Annotated in this window: 15 protein-coding genes; 3 read left to right on the forward strand and 12 right to left on the reverse strand. The window is 61.9% G+C overall.

Annotated elements, in window-relative coordinates; all coding sequences use genetic code 11:
- The first annotated feature begins 93 nt into the window (after window positions 1-93).
- Window positions 94-864 (forward strand): helix-turn-helix domain-containing protein, encoded by a 771-nt coding sequence (locus ABTV87_RS12510; RefSeq protein WP_433899636.1) that lies wholly within the window; start codon window positions 94-96, stop codon window positions 862-864.
- A gap of 61 nt (window positions 865-925) precedes the next feature.
- Window positions 926-1,207, forward strand: coding sequence for a hypothetical protein (locus ABTV87_RS12515; protein ID WP_085604833.1), 282 nt, complete (start codon window positions 926-928; stop codon window positions 1,205-1,207).
- Window positions 1,208-1,263: 56 nt separating this feature from the next.
- On the opposite strand, the gene ABTV87_RS12520 is transcribed toward ABTV87_RS12515, so the two are convergent.
- Complete coding sequence (locus ABTV87_RS12520) at window positions 1,264-1,692, reverse strand: hypothetical protein (RefSeq protein WP_127797811.1); 429 nt, start codon at window positions 1,690-1,692, stop codon at window positions 1,264-1,266.
- Window positions 1,693-1,835: 143 nt separating this feature from the next.
- Between ABTV87_RS12520 and ABTV87_RS12525 the strand changes: the two genes are divergently transcribed.
- Window positions 1,836-3,962, forward strand: a complete 2,127-nt coding sequence (locus ABTV87_RS12525; RefSeq protein WP_221533473.1) for a TonB-dependent receptor family protein — start codon at window positions 1,836-1,838, stop codon at window positions 3,960-3,962.
- A gap of 10 nt (window positions 3,963-3,972) precedes the next feature.
- Here ABTV87_RS12525 and ABTV87_RS12530 read toward each other — a convergent pair whose 3' ends face one another.
- From ABTV87_RS12530 to ABTV87_RS12580, 11 genes are all read right to left on the reverse strand, one after another.
- A complete protein-coding gene (locus ABTV87_RS12530) occupies window positions 3,973-4,728 on the reverse strand; it encodes an ABC transporter ATP-binding protein (RefSeq protein WP_221533472.1) in 756 nt (251 codons plus the stop codon).
- Complete coding sequence (locus ABTV87_RS12535; RefSeq protein ID WP_221533471.1) at window positions 4,722-5,783, reverse strand: FecCD family ABC transporter permease; 1,062 nt, start codon at window positions 5,781-5,783, stop codon at window positions 4,722-4,724. The genes ABTV87_RS12530 and ABTV87_RS12535 overlap by 7 nt, the downstream gene beginning before the upstream one ends.
- Window positions 5,780-6,967, reverse strand: a complete 1,188-nt coding sequence (locus ABTV87_RS12540; RefSeq protein WP_221533470.1) for an ABC transporter substrate-binding protein — start codon at window positions 6,965-6,967, stop codon at window positions 5,780-5,782. Before ABTV87_RS12540 ends, ABTV87_RS12535 begins: the two co-directional genes overlap by 4 nt.
- Before the next feature lie 64 nt (window positions 6,968-7,031).
- Window positions 7,032-9,446, reverse strand: coding sequence for a TonB-dependent siderophore receptor (locus tag ABTV87_RS12545; protein ID WP_433899637.1), 2,415 nt, complete (start codon window positions 9,444-9,446; stop codon window positions 7,032-7,034).
- A gap of 93 nt (window positions 9,447-9,539) precedes the next feature.
- Complete coding sequence (locus tag ABTV87_RS12550) at window positions 9,540-10,517, reverse strand: FecR domain-containing protein (RefSeq protein ID WP_433899638.1); 978 nt, start codon at window positions 10,515-10,517, stop codon at window positions 9,540-9,542.
- Window positions 10,518-11,033, reverse strand: coding sequence for a sigma-70 family RNA polymerase sigma factor (locus ABTV87_RS12555; protein WP_221533467.1), 516 nt, complete (start codon window positions 11,031-11,033; stop codon window positions 10,518-10,520). It lies immediately after the preceding gene.
- 84 nt (window positions 11,034-11,117) lie between these two features.
- Window positions 11,118-12,302 carry an aminotransferase class V-fold PLP-dependent enzyme gene (locus ABTV87_RS12560; RefSeq protein WP_433899639.1) on the reverse strand — a complete coding sequence of 395 codons (1,185 nt, stop codon included), beginning with the start codon at window positions 12,300-12,302 and terminating at the stop codon, window positions 11,118-11,120.
- A 14-nt stretch (window positions 12,303-12,316) separates the two neighbouring features.
- Complete coding sequence (locus ABTV87_RS12565; RefSeq protein ID WP_221533465.1) at window positions 12,317-13,561, reverse strand: MFS transporter; 1,245 nt, start codon at window positions 13,559-13,561, stop codon at window positions 12,317-12,319.
- A 13-nt stretch (window positions 13,562-13,574) separates the two neighbouring features.
- Entirely contained in the window at window positions 13,575-15,428 is a 1,854-nt protein-coding gene (locus ABTV87_RS12570) for an IucA/IucC family protein (RefSeq protein WP_433899640.1), read from the reverse strand.
- Window positions 15,429-15,473: 45 nt separating this feature from the next.
- On the reverse strand, window positions 15,474-16,622 hold the full coding sequence (locus tag ABTV87_RS12575) for an NAD/NADP octopine/nopaline dehydrogenase family protein (RefSeq protein ID WP_433899641.1): 1,149 nt from the start codon (window positions 16,620-16,622) through the stop codon (window positions 15,474-15,476).
- 28 nt (window positions 16,623-16,650) lie between these two features.
- Window positions 16,651-17,652 carry a PLP-dependent cysteine synthase family protein gene (locus ABTV87_RS12580; protein WP_433899642.1) on the reverse strand — a complete coding sequence of 334 codons (1,002 nt, stop codon included), beginning with the start codon at window positions 17,650-17,652 and terminating at the stop codon, window positions 16,651-16,653.
- Window positions 17,653-17,664: the final 12 nt, after the last annotated feature.

Here is a 17,664-nt window from a genome sequence, read left to right on the forward strand (position 1 = left end):
TCGACACGCTTCGAACGTTGCTGCAATCTGCACGCGAACGCCTCAGGGCGGGCACGTTTTCAGGCCGATCCACTCACCGGGGAAGACCTTCACATGCAGAACGCGTTTGCGATCCTCTGTCAGGGCGATGAGCGCCATCGGCCGCATACCCTCGATGCGCTGCTGGGCGGCGTGGCACCGCTGTTGCCGATGCTGGACGCGATTCCGAACGCGGCGATCTTCATCAAGGACGTGCAGGCGCGGTACGTCCTGGCCAATCGCACGCTGGTGCAGCGCTGCGGCCTGAAAGACCTGAAACCGCTGCTCGGCAAAACCAGTGCGCAGGTGTTTCCGGCGCAACTGGGGCCCGGTTATACCGAGCAGGATCGGCGGGTGCTGGAAGAGGGATTTGTGCTGGAGGATCAGCTGGAACTGCACCTGTACGGCAGTCGAGAACCGGGCTGGTGCCTGACGCACAAGCGTCCGCTGTACAACCGTGACGGCGAGATCATCGGCCTCGCGGGGATTTCGGTGGACCTGCAATCGGCCAGCGAAACCCACCCGGCGTTTCAGCGCCTGGCAGCGGTCGACGAACACATCCGGGCGCATTTCAATCGTCGGGTAACATTGGGCGAGCTGACACGGATCGCTGGTATTTCGGTGGCGCAGCTGGAACGTTATTGCAAACGGGTGTTCCACCTGACGCCGAGGCAGATGATCCAGAAAGTGCGGCTGGAACATGCCCATCGCCTGTTGCACACCGAGCTGCCGATCACCGAGGTGGCGCTGCAATGCGGCTACACCGATCACAGCGCTTTCACTCGTCAGTTCAAGGCATCGACCGGGTTCACCCCGCGTCAGTACCGGCAGGCGACCACCCAGTGAATGTCCGGCGGTAGCGACTAGACTCCATGGATCACGGTTGTCTTTCGAGGGGTGAAACGGGATGAGCAGACCAGTCGCGCTTCACTGCTCGTCGTGGCTCTTGATCGCCTTCAGCGTGATGCTGGCTTCGGGATGCTCAAACAGAGCGCATTACCCGCCATCAGGCGTTGGTGACAGCTGTTACGCCAAGGCCTTGCCGACGGTTGGGGAGGGCGGTCTGGCCTGGGGCTCCAGCCTGAACATGGCCCGGCAAAAATCCATGGCCAACTGCATGCGTTACGCCGGGCGCTCCGGAGGAACGCCGGACACCTGCCAGGTGGTGTTGGCCAAGTGCAAGAATTGACGGCGTGATCCAGGCGCCACCCCAACGACCGGTGGCGCTGTTGTCTTGCGACAAAACTACCGCGAGCGTCTCAATGATTGCGAAAGGGCCTGTCTGGCGATCAGTGAGGCGACGTCCTTGGCACCATAGCAACGGAATTTGACACTGTAGGCGTCTGTGTCGAGACGGACGATCTTCGTCACGAAACCGCCTTCGACGGTGACCTTGCGGATCGCCGGCATCGGTATCTCGACATCCAGTGTCCCGTCCTGAGCCATGCGGTTCATGGCATTGGCATTCAAGTAAACGGCGTTTTCGGTGACGGTGACTCTGCCGCCCACCCACAATCCGCCATAGTGATTTCTGAATCCCTCGAGCACCCCGGCTAGTACGCCGACATTGCCGCTTCCCACGACCTCGTAGAACTCGCCCACATCTTCGTAGTTCAGTTCAGCATCGGTCACCAGAAAGTTGACCATCTTCGACTTCAGAACTTCTTCGGCCATCCCTGCATCTCCTTGTTCAAATCACAGCCCGGAATTTCAGCCGCCTGTTTACCTGACAAAAAACAAAATCGCCATGTGTTTCCTTCGTTCTTTCATACGTCGCAGTTGTCACTGTCCGTTCCCGCCTGTCTGGAGTTCACCCGATGCCTTCGCTCAAAACCCTGCCCGCTGCCTTGCTGGGGCTGGCCCTTGTCTGCCCGGTCAAGGCGCAATCCCAGGGGCTGGAACTGGGGCAAGTGCTGATCGGGGCCGAAGATCAGAGCGGTGAAGATGTGTCGGTGGAAGAGGCGAAGGCTCGTCTGGCCCAGGTGCCGGGTGGCAGCAACGTGGTCGATATGCGCCAGCCATTGCAGGGCCGGGTTGCCAGCAATCAGGACGTGCTGGCGTATCAACCGGGTGTCTATGCCCAGTCAGCGGGCAACGAAGGGACGAAAATCTCGATCCGTGGCTCGGGCATCAACCGTGCTCCCGGCGCCCACGCGTCGGGGCTGTACACGATGCTCGACGGTCTGCCGCTGACCGGCCCCGGCGGCACGCCTTACGAATTACTGGAGCCGCTGTGGCTCGACCATGTGGAGGTGCTGCGCGGTGCCAACGGTTTTGATCGCGGCGCGCTGGCCCTTGGCGGCGCCGTCGATTACGTCAGCCACACCGGCTACAACGCGCCGCTGCTAAATGTGCGCTATGTCATGGGCAGCCACGGTTATGCCCAGCGACAAGTCAGCTCCGGCCAGGTGCTGGGTGACTTCGATTACTACCTGTCGATGACCGACGCGCATTCCGACGGTTATCAGGATCACACCGCCAGCAAGAGCCAGGGCGTGATCGCCAACTTCGGTTATCGCTTCAATCCGAATCTGGAAACCCGCTTCTACATCCGTCACCGCGAGACCGACAACGACCTCGCCGGCCGGGTGACCAAGCACTCCATCGAGCACGATCCGCGCGCGGCCAACCCGGCCTATGTGACGCGCAACGACAGCCGCGATCAGCCCGGCAGCACCTTCATCGGCAACAAGACCACGTACTACATCGATGACGATTCGAGCATCCAGACCGGTCTGGTTTATCACGATTACCCGATGGATCTGCGCGAAGGCCCCAACCGCCTGAAGGTCGCTTACACCGATGTCAGCGGCACGTTCGACTACAAGCGCCGCGACACGCTCTGGGGCATGGAGAGCAACAGCACCGTGGGCCTGCGAGTGACCAAACACCTGCCCAACGACGGGGCCAGCGAACGGGTGCGGATTCCCACCGGCAATACCGCCGGTTATGCGCCGGGCACGCACATGCGCAACTTCACTTATCAGGGCTCGGATTCGGTCCTGCACGTGGGCAACGACCTGGAAATCGCCGACGACCTGTGGCTGACCACCGGCCTCGCCGCGATCTACACCCGCCGCGAAAGCGCGGTGACCTATCCCGAAGGTGGCGGCAAGACCAGCCTCGGTGACTGGGATTACGCGCCACGTCTGGGCCTGCGCTATCAGGTGACGCCGGACCTGCAACTGTTCGGTAACCTCAGCCGCTCGCTCGAAGCGCCGCATCCTTGGTCGCTGATTTACAGCTCCAACGTGCGCTTCCCGGCCGGCAGCGGCGCCGCTACCGGTACCCAGCGTGATCCGGTCAAGCTGCAGAACCAGACCGCGACCACCCTGGAACTCGGCGGCCGTGGCGACAGCGCACTCGGCGAATGGAGTCTGGCGTGGTACTACGCTCAGGTGCGCCACGAATTGCTTTCGGTGTTGCCGGACGCCAACGCCACCACGCCTTACGAACTCAACGCCAGCCCGACCGTGCACCAAGGTGTTGAAGCCAGCCTGAACAGCAACCTGTGGTCAGCGAACGATGGCGGCAAGTTGAGCCTGCGTCAGGCCTACACCTTCAGCGATTTCCACTACCGCGACGACGACCGCTTCGGCGACAACCGCTTGCCGGGCCTGCCGATGCATTACTACCAGGGCGAGCTGCGCTACGACTTCCCGCAGGGCTTCTTCGCGGCGGTCAACACGCAACTGGTCTCGAAAACGGCAGTGGATTACGCCAACAGCTATTACGCCGATCCTTACGCCACCTTCGGCGCCACGCTGGGCTACAACGCGCCGAAGGGCGACTGGCAGACCTGGCTGGACATGCGCAACCTGACCGACAAACACTACGCCGCTACCGTTACGCCGGGTTATGACGATAAAGGACTGGACGCCGCACGCTCCACGCCGGGTGAGGGCATGGCGATGTATGTCGGGGTGTCGTGGAGTCTGCTCTGAGGGCCAGCCATCAGACAATGTCATCGATCAGAATATGACGCTGCCCGCGACTGCATTGCTCGATCCGCGCCTCGACCTTGTAGACCGTGCGCAGCATCGGCTCGGTGATGACTTCATGGCTGGGCCCGCTGCCATGGGCCGTGCCGCCCGCGATGACCAGCACCTGATCGGCAAAACGCAGCGCCTGATTCAGGTCGTGGATGGCGATGAACACGATCACCTCGCGTCGGCGCGCCAAGGCTTTCATGAAGTTCAACACCTGAACCTGCCGGTGCATGTCGAGTGCGCTGGTGGGTTCGTCCATCAGCAGGATTTCCGGTTCGCGCACCAGCGTCTGGGCGATTGAGACCAATTGCTGCTGACCGCCGCTCAATTCCCCCAGGTTGCGGAATGACAGTTCGGTGATCCCGAGCGCGTCGAGAATCTCGTCCACCAGTTTCAGTTCATCGTCGTGAACTGACCAGTTGGGCGTCAGCTGCTTGCGCGCCAGCAGCACCGATTCGTACACCGTCAACCGGGCGCTGGCGTTCAGGCCTTGCGGCATGTAACTGATGCCCTGCGTGCCTTTTTTCGAACCTTCCAGAATCACTTCGCCCGGGCCGTCGATCAGCCCGGCCATGCGTTTGAACAACGTCGATTTGCCCGCCGCATTGGGGCCGACAACCGCCACGACCTGGCCACCGGTAAACGTCGCGGTACTCACACCGGAAATGATCTCGCGCTGCCCGTAGCGGGCGCCGAGGTTGTCGAGCCGGATCTTCACCATGAGTTTTTCTTACCGTTGAGAATCAGAGAAATGAAGAACGGCACGCCGATCAGTGACGTGACCACGCCGATGGGGAATATCGCCCCCGGGATCAGGGTCTTGCTGACCACCGAACTGGCGGACAGGATCAGCGCGCCGGTCAGCAACGAGGCCGGCAGGAAAAACCGCTGATCCTCGCCGATCAGCATCCGCGCGATGTGCGGCCCGACCAGCCCGATAAAGCCGATCGTGCCGACGAACGCCACCGGAAACGACGCGAGCAGGCTGACCATGATCAGCGTCTGAAAACGCAGGCTGCGCACGTTGATACCGAAGCTGGCAGCCTTGTCATCACCCAGGCGCAGGGCCGTCATTGCCCACGCGCGTTTGGCGAAGATCGGCAGGGTGATGAGGATCACCACGCAGATCACTCCGAGTTTCGGCCAGGTGGCTTTGGTCAGGCTGCCCATGGTCCAGAACACCACGGCCGCCACGGCTTGTTCGGTGGCGAAGAACTGCACCAGCGCCAGCAGCGCATTGAAGGTAAACACCAGCGCAATGCCGAGTAGCACGATGGTTTCGGCGGTGACGCCACGGCGCATGCTCATGAAGTGAATCAGCAGTGCCGAGAGCATCGCCATGATGAACGCGTTGAGCGGCACCATGTATTGCGCCGCCAGCGGAAACAGCGCCACGCCGAAGGCCAGCCCCAGCGCTGCGCCGAAACCGGCCGCTGCAGAAATACCGAGGGTGAAAGGGCTGGCGAGCGGGTTGTTGAGGATGGTCTGCATCTGCGCCCCGGCCAATGAAAGCGCTGCGCCGACAGCGACCGCCATCAACGCCACCGGAAGGCGGATGTCCCACATCACCACCCGAACCTGGGCCGATGCGGTGTCCGGCGAGAACAACGCACCGAGCACTTCGCTGAGGCTGTAACGGGCCGGGCCGAGCGCCAGATCGAGCAGCACGCTGAAGATCAGCAGCACGGCCAGTCCAAGCAGAATCAGCCGTTTACGCAGCACCAGCCGCCGGTAAGTGACGCTCTGCACAATCGGTGCTTCGCCCAGCGAACTCATGGTTTGGCCTCGGTTTTTTGCAGGCTGACGAAATAGCCCGGCTCGTAAGGCACCGGCAGAAAGCGTTCGTGCATCTCGCGAAATGCCGCGTCGGGATCAAGATCGGCGAACAGTTCCGGGTGGAACCATTTGGCCAACTGCTGAATGGCCACGAACTGGTAAGGGCTGTTGTAGAACTGATGCCAGATCGCATGAAACGCCTGAGTGTCCTGCGCCTTGATACCGGCGTAGGCCGGGCGCTGGGTGTACCAGGCCAGTTTGCGTCGGGCTTCGGTGAGATCCGCGCCCGGGCCGACACCGACCCAATGGCCGCCCGGGGCAAAGGCTTCCCAGTCGGCGCTGGTGACCACGACATGGTCGGGGTTGGCGACGATCACTTGCTCAGGGTTCAGTTGCCCGAAGGTGCTCGGAATGATTCGTCGGGCGATGTTGTTGCCGCCGGCCATGTCGACGAACAGGCCAAAGTTCTCGTTGCCGAAACTCAGGCAGCAGTCATCGGTGTAGCCGCCGATGCGCTCGATGAACACGCTGGGGCGGGCAGGGTGGCGCTTCTCGATCACGTCGGTGACGCGATGGATCTGCTGGTTACGAAAGTCGATGAAGGCCTCGGCACGCTCTTCCTTGCCGAACAACTTGCCGAACAGGCGCATGGTCGGCTCGGTGTTCTGCATGGGGTTGTTGCGAAAGTCGACGTACACCACCGGGATCCCCAAGGCGTCGAGTTTCTCGATGTAGCGGGCATCCTCGGTCGCGTGCTGCGCTTCGATGTTGAGGATGATCACGTCAGGCTTCTGCGAGATCGCCTGCTCGATGTCGAAGGTGCCGCTCTCGAAACCGCCGAAGGTCGGGATCTTGGCGATGTCGGGGAATTTGCGCAGGTAGGCGTTGTAGGTGTCCGGGTCGGACTGGATCAGGTCCTTGCGCCAGCCGACGATGCGTTCGATAGGATTCTGCGTATCCAGTGCGGCGACCAGATACAACTGGCGGCCTTCACCCAGAATGACCCGGCGCACCGGCAAGTGAACCTTGACCGTGCGGCCCTGCAAATCGGTAACCGTGCCCAGTGCCGGATCCGCTTCGGCAGCCCGTGCGCTGCTCGGCATCAATGAAGAAATCGACAGACCCAGCAGCCCGGCGAACAGCAGGGCGGCGAAAGTCTGGCGGCGGCGAAAAACATTAACCATGGTGTATGCCTTTGCAAAAGCCGGATCGGACCACGACGCCAGGCGCCGCACCGGGCCGGACGTTTCAGAAATCGACAGTGGCCGAGAGCAACAGGGTACGAGGCGCGCCCTGGGAGAACGCGCCGTAGGAGGCGACGCCGGACCAATATTCATGGTCAAACACGTTCTGCACGGTGGCGCGGAAAGTGGTCGGTCGTTCGGCGATGCGCGTGGCGTAGCGGGCGCCGACGTCGAAGCGGGTCCAGGCGTCCAGTTGTTGGGTGTTGGCCTGATTGACGTACTGGCTGCCGGTGTAGATCGCGCCGCTGGTCAACGTCAGGCCTTCGATCTGCGGGACGTCCCATTCGGCCCAGAGGTTGGCTTGCACCTCGGGAACGCCGACCGGTTTGTTGCCACGGTTGGCAGCGACGCCGGTGCGGGTCAGTTCGCCGTCGAGCAGCGTCACACCCCCGATCAGGCGTGTGCCTGTTGCAATCTCCCCCGCCATGTTCAGTTCGACGCCACGGTTGCGCTGTTCGCCATTGACCGAGAACACCCCGGATGCCAGTTCACCGCTGGGCTTTTCCAGCTGAAACAGGGCGATGGTGGACATGAAATTTCCGTAGTCGAGCTTGACCCCGACTTCCTGCTGGCGGGACACATAGGGGGAAAAGATCTCGCCGGCGTTGGCGGCGGCGGAGGGCGCGATGTCACCCTTGCTCAGGCCTTCGACGTAGTTGTAGTAGAACGAGACATGGTCCCAGGGCTTGGCGACGACCCCGAACAGCGGGGTGGATTTGCTTTTGTCGTAGGACGTGGTGACGAAACCGGCCGCGTTGTAGTTGTCCGACTTGATGTTCTGCTGACGCACGCCGAGTGTGACTTGCAGGCGTTCGTCGAGCACCGACAGGGTGTCGGCAAGGGTCACGCCCGACAGCTCGCTTTCGGAAACCTTCGGCGTATCCGGTTTGGCGATCGCGGGTTTCGGGCGGTCGATCGGGTGGTAGATGTTCGACAGGATCGCCGGCCCGGAAATAATGCCTCGGGACAAGTTATCGCGGTAGCGGGTGACTTGCAGCGCGGTGCTGTGACTGATCGGCCCGGTGTCGAACCGAAGCCTTGCACCGGCATCGACGGTGTAGCGCTGGACTTCGAATTTGTAATAACCGGGGATCGACGACGTGTCGCCCGCTTCGTTGATGATGGTCGGGGTCTGGTCGGACATGCGCGCGACATCCGACTTTCCTCCACCCGCGTGGGCGAACACGGTCAGGTTGTCGTTGAGGTCGTATTCGCCGCCGAGCAACGCCGATTTGTCGCGGGTTTCCGACCAGCCCCATTCCTGGCTGACGCTGGTGCGGCCGTTGGCTGCGGATGGAATCTCCACGCCGGAGGCGATCAGAAAGGGGCGGGATGCGGCGTCGAAGCTCTCTTTCTGATTGATCAGATCCAGCGTGGTGCGCAGGCGTTCGCCCTGATAGTCGAGGGCAATCGCGCCGATGCCGACCTCTCGGGATTGCTTGTCGATGGCCGTGTCGCCTTGCTGGACGCTGCCATTGACCCGTACGCCGAAGCGGCGTTCTTCACCAAAACGCCGGCTGACATCGAGGTGCCCGCCGAGCTGGGTATTCAAGGCGTAACTGGTGGTGAAGCGGGTCAGGTCTTCGTCCAGCGAACGCTTGGGCACCACATTGATCACGCCGCCGACGCCGCTGTTGGGCGACATGCCGTAGAGCAGGGCGCCGGGGCCTTTGACCAGTTCGATCCGTTCGGCGTATTCGGTGAACACCCGGTAATTGGAGGCCACGCCGTACACGCCGTCGAAGGCCAGTTCGCCGAGATTGCCTTCACCGACGGGAAAGCCGCGAATGAAGAACGAGTCGACAATCCCGCCTGTCTGCCCGGTGGAACGTACCGATGAGTCGCGTTCCAGCAAGTCGCCGACCGTGACAGCCTGCTGGTCCTTGATCAGCGTCGACGTGTAGCTGCTGACGCTGAACGGCGCGTCCATCGCATCGCGGTTGCCCAGAATGCCAAGGCGTCCGCCACGCGCGACCTGACCGCCCGCCAGCACCGGCGGCAAGCTGTCGGCGCGCTTGTCGATGCCTTCGACCGTGGTGTCCGACAACGTGACCCGGCGCACCACCAGCGTCCACGTTCCGTCACTGCGCGCGACCATTTCCAGACCACTGCCTTCGAGCAGTCGGGACACCGCTTCCTGCACCGAGTAGCTGCCGGACAATCCCGGGCTGACGAGGCCTTCGGTGATCGACGGCTGAAACGACAGGGCGATGCCGGCATCCACGGCGAAGCTCGACAGGGTCACGCCCAGCGGGCCGGGCGCGATGTTGTAGGCTCGAACAGTGACCGCGTCCAGTTGCGCCGGCCCGGCTGCCTCGGCGAGCGCGCTGCTGGCCAGGCCCAGCACAACGCCGAGCAGCACACTGCGCATAACGGGCTTTAGCAGACGATCCGCAAGCAAGGGTCGTGCAACGAGCATGAAAGGGTGACCCTATGGACGAGGTGGAATGGTTGTTCCTTTCATTGCCAGCCGAGATCAAAAAAAGTATCACCCGTGTGGTGATTTTTTTGCTCAGGCGGGTGAGAGCGTCACCCAGTAACCGCTCAAGTGCCCGGAAACGAGCACGGGATAGGTTTGCGCCAGCATGTTCAGCGAACGTTGGGTATCGCTGATGGGAAAGGCTCCGGAAATGCGCAAATCGGCAATGGCCGGGTCGCAGCGCACAAAGCCTCGGCGATAGCGCGCCAGTTCGACGACGAAATCCGCCAGCCGCATTTTGTCGGCCATCAGCATGCCCTGGGTCCAGGCGCCGACGTTGCGGTCGGTCGGGTTCATTGCGCCGAAGGCTTGAGATGAAAAGTCGGTACGTTGCCCGGCGCTGACGATGACGGGCGCACTTTGAGGGCTGTCGGCCAACTCGACCTGCACAGCGCCTTCGAGCACTGCGAGTTGGGTGCGCGGTTGCCATTCACGAACGGTGAAACGCGTGCCCAGCGCCTGCATCCGGCCCTGACGGGTGCTGACCAGAAAAGGTCGAGGTTGCGCGGCGTTGTCCGGCGCGGTCTGCACCAGGATTTCGCCTTCGCGTAAATGGATCAGCCGCTGCCGGGTGTCGAACAGGACGTCGATGGCCGTGTCGGTGTTCAGGGTGATTTGCGAGCCGTCGGCCAGGGTCAGTTCGCGGCGCTGGCCGACGGCTGTGTGGTAATCGGCGGACCATTGCTGCGATTGCGCGAGTTTCCAACTGCCCCAGCCGGCGGGCACCGCTGCCAGCAGCAAGGCCAGTTTGCCGAGGGCTGCGCGACGTTCCGGGTTGCTCGGGCGATCCAGCGCCGACATCGCCAGCGACGGCGGCAGGCCGCCGAACTTGCTTTGCAGCAACTGCGCTCGGGCCCACGCCCGGTTGCGCTCGGGGCTGCTGACTTTCCAGTATTCCCACTCTGCACGCTCGGTTTCGCTGAGGTCGTTTTCACTCAGGCGCATCAGCCACTCGGCGGCTTCTTCGAGGATTTTCGGATCGAGCGGCGGTTCACTGCGTCGCGTGAGCATTCATTCCACCAGCATCAGGCACTGCACGAAAGCCTGTTTCATGTAGCGCTTGACGGTGATCAGCGAGACGTCCAGCTGTTCGGCAATGTCGGTGTATTTCAAGCCGCCGATCTGCGACAGCAGGAACGCACGTTTGACCAGCGGCGGCAGGGTGTCGAGCATCGCGTCGATTTCGTGCAGGGTTTCCAGCACCACGAAGCGCAACTCGGGGGAGGGCACTTCCGGCGCCGGCAAATGCGCGAGGGCATCGAGGTAGGCGCGTTCCAGTGCCTTGCGCTGATACCAGTTGATGAGGATGCCCTTCGCCACGCAACTCAGGTACGCCCGGGGCTGCTCGATGGTCGTGACCTGGGAGGCGAGGATCCGGGTGAAGGTATCCTGCGCCAGATCCGCCGCATCCATGGCGTTACCCAGTTTTTTCTTCAGCGTGGCGTACAGCCAGCCGTGATGGCCGCTGTACAGCGCTTCGATCACGCGCAGATGGTTGTCGTTGTTCGCGGGAAGGGTTTCGCTCATGGCTGCAGTGTTTTGCAATTGAGAAGTATTCCCAATGCTAGTTTACAAAGAGCCTGCGACGCAAGCGCGAATCAGCATCCGTTTTCAGGCGCGGGGCATTCTCAACAACGCGTTTACCATGGCATCGATTTCGGCCTCGGTGTTGTAGGCGTGCAACGATGCGCGGCTGACTTCCAGCAGGTCCCGTTGCTGCATGTCGAGCATCGTCGAGCGGAAAGTCGAGGTGGTGACGTTGATGCGTTTTTCCTGCCCCGCCAGCCATGCCTGGACTTGCGCCGCTCCGGCGTCCTGGCAGGTGAAGGTGACGATGCCTGACTTGACCGCGCCCCGATCCTGCGGCGTAACCCCCGGCACATCAGCCAGGCGATTGCGCAGGTGGGCCGACAATCGTTGAATGCGCTTCCACATCGGTTCGATGCCTTGCGCCAGCGCATAACGGGCCGCCGCGCCCATGCCCAGTTTCGCCGCGACGTTGCATTCCCAGTTTTCGAAGCGCCGGGCATCGCCGCGAATCCTGAAGGTGTCCGGGGTCAGCAATGCAGCCGCATGCAGGTCGAGAAACGCTGGCTCAAGGTTTTCGCACAAAGTCTTTTCGACATAGAGAAACCCCATGCCCCGAGGGCCGCGAAGGTATTTTCGGCTGGTGGCAGCGAGCATATGACAGCCGATTTTCTGCACATCGATCGGCATCTGCCCGACGCCCTGACAGGCATCCAGCAGAAACAGAACGCCGGCTGCGCGGGCGAGGGCGCCAATCTGTTCGATGGGCTGCACCGGGCCGCCATTGGTGGCAATCACCGGCAGCGACACCAGGGCAACCCGGTCATCGCCGAGCATGTCCCGCAGCGCCGGCAATGACACCTGTCCCTGTTCATCGTTGGGAATGACCCTGATCTCGATGCCGCGCTGTTGCTTGAGTTGCAAATAGGGAATGTAGTTGCCGGCGTATTCGGTGGTCGACGTCAGCACCACATCACCGGGCCGCAGCGGCAATGAATAGAAGGCCATGTCCCAGGCGCGGGTCGCGTTTTCGATCACCGCGATCTCTTCGGGTCGCGCGTTGATCAGTTGGCCGATGGCGTCGTAGACATCCTCCACTTCCCGGGCGTGTTGCCCGGCGGCTTCATAACCGCCGATCCGGGCTTCAAGTTGCAGGTGACGGGTCATTACTTCGATCACCGGATCGGGCATCAGCGCCGCACCGGCGTTGTTGAAGTGAATCAATTGCACGACACCCGGAGTGTCGGCGCGCAGTTGTTCAATGTTCAAAGCAAACTCCTTGATCAGTCACCCGGCGGGATCTGGCTCGGTTGCATGACCATGGGCCGGTAGCGCAACGCAACGATGGGAATCAGCGCGAGGATGTAGGCGAGGCAGACAAACAGGTAGGTGTACTGCAAACCATAGACCTGGCTGAGCAGACCACCGGCCGAGATTCCGGCAATGGACGCGAATTGCGCGGTGCTTTGGGCAATGCCCAGCACGTAGCCCTGGCGCGAGCTGTCGGCGGTCTTGGAAATCAGCGCCATCAACACCGGCGTCGTGGCACCGAGCAATACGCCCCAGATGAAGTAGGCGCCGACGAACACGATCGGGTTACGCGTGACGCCCGCGAGTGCCGTCAGCGCGATGCAGCCGATCACGACATAAGTGATGCGTTGCAAGGTGTCCTGCTGGGAACGGTGCTCGAAGTAACGCGACCATGCCGTTGCCGACAGAATGAAACCCAATGCCAGCAAGCCATAACACAGCCCGACCACCGAGTTGCTGACCTCGAACACTGAGCTGACATACAGCGAGAACGATGTCTGCGGCAGCATCCGTGCCAGCAGCAAAATACCCATCACTCCCAGTAGCGAAAGAAGTGGCGTGCCTTGCCAGACGCTGGCGGTGTGGCTGGTCGGAGCGGTTTTATTGGCGACCGGTGCTTTCTTCACCGGCGGCACGTCCGGCAACGTGACGGCCGCGACCACGGTGCAGATCGCGCACAGCACCGCCGCGATCATGTTAATCCAGAAGAACGTCGCGTAATCGAGGATCAGGCCGCCGACCACCGCACCGAGCAACGAGCCGACGTTGGTGGAGATCTGCAGGATCGCGAACAGCCGCGCTCGCCGCGAAGGCGCCTCGATACTCACGCCATACGCCTGGGCCGGAGCAATGTAGCCGGCGAAGGCGCCTTGCAGGAAACGCAGGATCAGGATCACCCAGATGTCACTGCACAGGGCCAGCCCAAGCTGGGTCAACGACAGGCCGGCGAGGGCGCGGATCATCATCAACTTGTGGCCGTAGCGGTCGCCGATACGGCCCCAGAATGCACTGGTCAGAATAATGCCCAGCATCGGCCCGACGTACACGGCGATGCTGGCGAAACTGAATAGCGAGTCAGACGAAGTCAGCCCGCGCAGGTGGACAGGCCAGAACGGCCCGCTCATTTCCATCGCGCCCATCGAAATGAGCTGGATCGCGAACAGAAGATAAATCAGGACTCTTACGCGCGAACCCGCGATGGCACCTGCTTGGGTCATGAGTCAGCCTCGGTTATTGAACGACATTGAGCGGGTTGGTCAGCGTGTGCTGAATACGGTAGTTGGAGTACTGCATCATGTGCATGCGCAGCAACGAACGGGTCGGCCACGGATCATTGAGGAAGGCCTTGCGTTCGACTTCCCACAGATCCGGCGCGACACGCTCGCGCACCGCCGCGAACGCCTGCTCGGTTTCTTCACGCAGAATGTCCCACATCCGGTTGTTGTCCAGCGCGTACTCCTTGGTCAGCCACAGGGCCATTTCATGCAGGTGCGTGAGGAACGCTGCGTCGAGCACAAACATGCGCACCGGCTCGATATCGCCCTCGAACACCGTCGGCAGAATGCCTGGCTGCACGTGCGGTTGCAGGGTGTAGCCACGTCCCTCCAGCAATGGAGCGTAGGTCCTGCCGTCGCCGAAATCGCGGATCAGCAGACTACGTGCTTTGCCATCCGGGGAAAACAGCACCATCGTGTTCTGCTGGTGCGCCTCGAGCCCGATCCCGTACATCAGGTAGATCGCCACCACCGGGTGGGTGACCACTTTGGCGTACTGACGGAACCAGTCTTCCACCTGCGTGGCATTCGCCCGAACGCCATCGCGCTCGATCAACTCGGTGAACAGCGGTCGGCCACTGCCCGGCAAGCGGGTGAACAGAGACGCCACGGTAATCGGCAGACACTCATCGGTGCGCTCGAACGCTTGCTGGCTGGCGCGGAACACCACCGACAGATGCCGGCCTGGATGGTCGTCCTGCGTGATCGCGTTCTTGTAGCGCACACCGATCTCTTCCGGGAAGATTTCCAGGCGCTGCCCGAAACCGTTTTCGACCTCGAGGATTTTGGTGATGACGGTGCTGATGCGCGGCCCCATGTGGATCGACTTGGCCTGCAGACTGCGCAGCTCGCTGGTCATCCACACGGCAATCGGCAACTTGATCAGCGGCGCGCTCTCCTTGAGCACCGGCATCATCGTGCGGTACGACATGGTCGGCAGGGTCTGGATGTCCGGGCCGTCGGTGATCAGGATGCCTTCTGCGATTTCCGCCGCGAAATTCTTCAGCACGTAGGCCTGCAAATGCCACGCGTGAATCGGCAGCGGCAACCACTGGCATTCGTCGAGGCCCTTGTTGTTCAGCGATGCTTTCCATTGCTCCCATTGCGTCGGGAAGTTGCCGGCAAACCAGCTGCGGTAATCGGTGACGTGGGGCATGCTTTCGCTTTTCGCCATGTCGGCCCGTAGCGCGGCAATGCGCAGCGGCACCTGGGCGTTGAATTCCGGCGACAGTTGCTCGACTTCCTCATCGCTGAGGCCCGGGCGGGCTTTCCAGGTCGGATAGTAGGGGTGACCTTCCAGCGAGCCCCACTGGTCGAGAAGGATCGCAGCGTCCTTGGTGCTGGCGTGCTGGCGCAGATAGTCGGTCAGGCTGTCGAGGCCTTGTTCCCGGGCGGCGGTGGCCAGTCGTGCGTTCCATTGCTGGCGATGCTGACGGGCGTGGGCGTCGTTCATCAGGCTGTTTTCCATGTCCGACTTGAGCCCGGCGATGCCTTCATCGGTCGGTTCGAAATCGAAGCTGTCGCGCAGCACATCCAGCAAATCCTGATGGGTGTAGATCACCTGGCGTACGCCTTCATCGGTCATCAGGATCACGTCGCCGTCATTGACCACGGTGTCCGCCGGGCCCTTGGCGATGTTGGAAAAGAACACCTGGGAACGGCCGTCCTTCAGCGCGTACGTGGCCTCGTTGCCGGCCTCGGAGAAGCGCAGCCCCGAGCGATCCAGAATGTTTTCGGCAAACAGGCAACGGATCATCCGTCGCAGGGCGTTCTTGCGGGAGTAGGCGATGAGTGTCTTGAAGTCATCCATATCAGCTATCTGCTCGTCGAGAAATTAATGAAAAGTTGAACCCGCTCACGCCGTGCGCGGCCAATGGCGGGGGAAGTAGTCGAGCGCCGAGTCGCGCAGGCCCTGCATATAGGAAACGCTCCATTGCAGGACTTCTTCGATGTAGGGGACTTTCAATTCGAAGCGCCGCGCCATTTCCACCAGCAGCACAAGGCCGTAGGCAACGTCTTCGTTGAAGGCGCGGCTTTCGCGCTCGATCACGTAGCCGGCGCGGTTGTCGTCGGCCGGAATCATCGGGGCGAGGATGTCGTTGTAGGCCTGGTTGGTGCGCAGGATCGACAACATGCTGCTCTGATCGCGGATCTGCTCGCCGTAGGCTTCGACAATTTCCTGCTTGAGGGATTTGACCGACGACAGGTCGATGCCCATGCGCTGGCTGATCACGTTGCACAGTTCCTGGCTTTCCTGATCCATGCGTTCGAGGAAGTAGGCACCCAGCTCGGGGCATTCGGTCCACCAGCACATGCGTTGCGGGAAGATCTTGCGGTGCCACTGGCCGTAAGGGCCGATCAAGCCGTAGATCACCGAGCTGTGCATGATCGGGTTGCCCGGTGTCAGGGTGATTTCCAGATAGTGGTCGAGCATCGTCACGCAGGGGCCGTACAGCGTGGTGAGGATTTGTTCCAGGTGTTGCCGTGATTGCGCTGATTCCCGGTCGTGCAACGCGACATACAACTGGCTCTTGCCGCCACCCATCTTGACCGACACACCCGGCTTCAGATCGAACGCGGTGTGCGGCACATCCTTCATGCCCCAGATCACCACGTTGGAGCATTCGCCCAGCGAGGCTTCGGCCAGCCAGTCGAAGCCGCAGAAACCCGGGATCGCGCCGACGTAAACCGGTTTGCTCGAACTCAAATGCGGCGCGATGGCTTGCAGGGTTTGCGGTCGTGCATGGGCTGGTACGGTGATGATCACGATGTCGGCGTCGGCAACCACGACGCTGGCATCGGTGCTGACCCGGTCCGGTCGTGCGCTCAGCGTCGAGCCGTCCGGCATCAGCGCCTGCATTGGCGAGTTGGCGAGGTGACGGTCGATCACCTCTTGATTGTTGGTGAGCATCGAAACCTGAACATTGGGCAGCTGTTTAAACAGGATGGCATTCAGGTGCCCGGTCCGGCCTGCGCCGCAGATGGCGACTTTCAGCGGTTTCATACAGAGACATTCCTGTGTGGGAGGCGCGTCAGGCGACGCTCAATTGCAGGGGAGTGGCGTCGGATTCCAGCCAGCGGGTCTTGCCCAGCCAGCGATCCAGTTGCGGGGCGACGCCCGGGTCCAGCAGGTCGCGTTCTTCCAGCCATTTGTCGTCGAATACGGTGTGCAGGTACTTCTCGCCGCCGTCGGCAATCGGCACGACGACGTTGCCGGTCAGCGTGCCTTTGTGAATCAGCTCCAGCGCCTTGAAGATCGCACCGCCGGTCGAACCGCCGACCAGCAGCGCCAGGTTGCGTGCGATGTAGCGGGCGGTTTCGAAGGCCTGGGAATCGGTGACCTGCATGCCCAGGTCGATGCAGCTGTAGTCGAGCACCAGGCCGACGGTGTCGCCGGCCGGGGTGCCGGTTCCCGACTGGTAATACGGATAGCCGGGATGGCCGAAGACGATGGAACCGGCCGGTTCGACGGCGACGGTGACGATGTCCGGGTTGTGCAGTTTCAGGCCGCGGGCGATGCCGGTCATCGAACCGCCAGTGCCGACGCAGCCGACATAGGCGCCGATGTGGCCACCGGCCTGGGCGATGGTTTCACGCACGAAATCGCTGTAGCCGCCAGCGTTGGCCGCATTGTCGGACTGGTTCATGAACACCGCGCCGGGGATCTGCGAGGCCAGTTCGGCGGCCAGCCGTTGACGCTCGACCACAGCCACTTCGTCTTCCCGGTAAGTGCCGGCGACGAAGCGGATTTCCGCGCCCAGGGCCTTCATTACCGCGATCTTGTCCTGCGCCGCATGGTGATCGACCACGGCAATGAAATGCAGGTCGAACTCCACGGCTGCCATCGCCAGGCCGATGCCGGTATTGCCGGAGGACGATTCCACGACCACGCCACCGGGTTTCAACTTTCCGGACTTGAGCGCCGCCAATACCATGTTTCGCGCCATACGGTCTTTAATACTGCCGCCGGGATTGTTCTTCTCTATCTTGAGCAAGAGTCGGGCGTTGGTATCCGGAACATCAATGCCCAACATTGGTGTATTGCC

This window comes from Pseudomonas sp. PSE1(2024), assembly GCF_050990555.1.
Classification (GTDB): Bacteria; Pseudomonadota; Gammaproteobacteria; order Pseudomonadales; family Pseudomonadaceae; genus Aquipseudomonas; species Aquipseudomonas aphyarum.

Excerpts from the sequence above, each read along its gene's own strand:
- ABTV87_RS12510 (WP_433899636.1), top strand. The coding sequence starts at position 94 with ATGCAGAACGCGTTTGCGATCCTCTGTCAGGGCGATGAGCGCCATCGG.
- ABTV87_RS12515 (WP_085604833.1), top strand. The coding sequence starts at position 926 with ATGAGCAGACCAGTCGCGCTTCACTGCTCGTCGTGGCTCTTGATCGCC.
- ABTV87_RS12520 (WP_127797811.1), bottom strand. The coding sequence starts at position 1,692 with ATGGCCGAAGAAGTTCTGAAGTCGAAGATGGTCAACTTTCTGGTGACC.
- ABTV87_RS12525 (WP_221533473.1), top strand. The coding sequence starts at position 1,836 with ATGCCTTCGCTCAAAACCCTGCCCGCTGCCTTGCTGGGGCTGGCCCTT.
- ABTV87_RS12530 (WP_221533472.1), bottom strand. The coding sequence starts at position 4,728 with ATGGTGAAGATCCGGCTCGACAACCTCGGCGCCCGCTACGGGCAGCGC.
- ABTV87_RS12535 (WP_221533471.1), bottom strand. The coding sequence starts at position 5,783 with ATGAGTTCGCTGGGCGAAGCACCGATTGTGCAGAGCGTCACTTACCGG.
- ABTV87_RS12540 (WP_221533470.1), bottom strand. The coding sequence starts at position 6,967 with ATGGTTAATGTTTTTCGCCGCCGCCAGACTTTCGCCGCCCTGCTGTTC.
- ABTV87_RS12545 (WP_433899637.1), bottom strand. The coding sequence starts at position 9,446 with ATGCTCGTTGCACGACCCTTGCTTGCGGATCGTCTGCTAAAGCCCGTT.
- ABTV87_RS12550 (WP_433899638.1), bottom strand. The coding sequence starts at position 10,517 with ATGCTCACGCGACGCAGTGAACCGCCGCTCGATCCGAAAATCCTCGAA.
- ABTV87_RS12555 (WP_221533467.1), bottom strand. The coding sequence starts at position 11,033 with ATGAGCGAAACCCTTCCCGCGAACAACGACAACCATCTGCGCGTGATC.
- ABTV87_RS12565 (WP_221533465.1), bottom strand. The coding sequence starts at position 13,561 with ATGACCCAAGCAGGTGCCATCGCGGGTTCGCGCGTAAGAGTCCTGATT.
- ABTV87_RS12570 (WP_433899640.1), bottom strand. The coding sequence starts at position 15,428 with ATGGATGACTTCAAGACACTCATCGCCTACTCCCGCAAGAACGCCCTG.
- ABTV87_RS12575 (WP_433899641.1), bottom strand. The coding sequence starts at position 16,622 with ATGAAACCGCTGAAAGTCGCCATCTGCGGCGCAGGCCGGACCGGGCAC.
- ABTV87_RS12580 (WP_433899642.1), bottom strand. The coding sequence starts at position 17,652 with ATGTTGGGCATTGATGTTCCGGATACCAACGCCCGACTCTTGCTCAAG.